Annotated in this window: 1 protein-coding gene; it reads right to left on the reverse strand. The window is 62.2% G+C overall.

Annotation, left to right across the window (positions count from 1 at the left end):
* Nucleotides 1–1,718: elongation factor G (gene fusA / locus ACXJKH_RS19945; RefSeq protein WP_457321960.1), on the reverse strand; the 1,718-nt coding region annotated here is incomplete at its 3' end.
* Nucleotides 1,719–1,735: the final 17 nt, after the last annotated feature.

The following is a 1,735-nucleotide window of genomic DNA, read 5'->3' on the forward strand; positions in this document are numbered from 1 at the left end:
CCGCTGGTGATGGTTTCGCGCAGGCCCTTTTCGATCGACGGAATGAATTCCTTCGGAATCACGCCACCGGTGATGTCGTTGATGAACAGGAAATCATCCTTGATGCCGGCGGCCAGCTTCGGATCTGCACGGTCTTCAGCGGTGATCGGCGACAGCTCGATCACGACGTGACCGTACTGACCCTTACCACCGGACTGCTTGGCGTGCTTGTAGTCCGACTTGACGTCGGCCATCTGAATGGTTTCGCGGTACGCAACCTGCGGCTTGCCCACGTTGGCTTCAACGTTGAACTCGCGCTTCATGCGGTCGACGATGATGTCCAGGTGCAGCTCGCCCATGCCCGAGATGATGGTCTGGCCGGATTCTTCGTCGGTCTTGACGCGGAACGACGGATCTTCCTGGGCCAGACGGCCGAGGGCCAGACCCATCTTTTCCTGGTCGGACTTGGTCTTCGGTTCGACGGCCATCGAGATGACCGGCTCCGGGAACACCATGCGCTCCAGGATGATCGGGTGGTCCTGCGAGCACAGGGTGTCACCGGTGGTGGTGTCCTTCAGGCCCACAGCAGCCGCGATGTCACCGGCCAGCACTTCCTTGATCTCTTCGCGATCGTTGGAATGCATCTGCAGGATGCGGCCGATGCGCTCCTTCTTGCCCTTGACCGAGTTCAGCAGCTGGTCGCCGGCGTTCAGGGTGCCCGAGTAGACACGGAAGAAGGTCAGCGCGCCCACGAACGGATCGGTGATGATCTTGAAGGCCAGGGCCGAGAACGGGGCCTTGTCGTCGGACTTGCGGCTCAGGGCGATGGTTTCATCGTCCACGTCGGTACCGGTCACGTCCGGCACGTCGATCGGCGACGGCAGCAGCTGCACCACGCCGTCGAGCATGGCCTGCACGCCCTTGTTCTTGAACGCCGAACCGCAGTACATCGGCACGATGTCGGTGGCCAGGGTGCGCACGCGCAGGGCCTCGACGATCTCGGCCTCGGTCAGTTCTTCGCCGCCCAGGTACTTTTCCATCAGCTCTTCGCTGGCTTCAGCCGCGGCTTCGATCATGTAGGTGCGGGCCTCTTCGGCCTCCGCCTGCATGTCGGCCGGGATTTCCAGGTACTCGAACTTCATGCCCTGCGAGGCTTCRTCCCARWKGATSGCCTTCATCTTGATSAGGTCGACCACGCCCTTGAAGCCTTCTTCAGCGCCGATCGGCAGCTGCATCGGCACGGCGGTGGCGCCGAGCTTGGCCTTCAGCTGGCCCACGACCTTGGTGAAGTTGGCACCGGTGCGGTCCATCTTGTTGACGAAGGCAATGCGCGGCACCTTGTACCKGTTGGCCTGGCGCCASACGGTTTCCGACTGCGGCTGCACGCCACCGACGGCGCACAGCACGAACACCGCACCGTCGAGCACGCGCAGCGAACGCTCCACTTCGATGGTGAAGTCGACGTGTCCGGGGGTATCGATGATGTTGAAGCGGTGCTCCGGCAGGGACTTGTCCATGCCCTTCCAGAACGCGGTGGTCGCAGCGGACTGGATCGTGATGCCACGCTCCTGCTCCTGCTCCATCCAGTCCATGGTGGCAGCGCCGTCGTGCACTTCACCGATCTTGTGGCTCTTGCCGGTGTAGAACAGGATGCGCTCGGACGTGGTGGTCTTGCCAGCATCGATGTGAGCCATGATGCCGAAGTTGCGGTAACGCTCGATGGGAGTGTTGCGGGCCACGGGAGCCTCTCAATTTC

Source organism: Stenotrophomonas sp. P5_B8, from assembly GCF_054049855.1.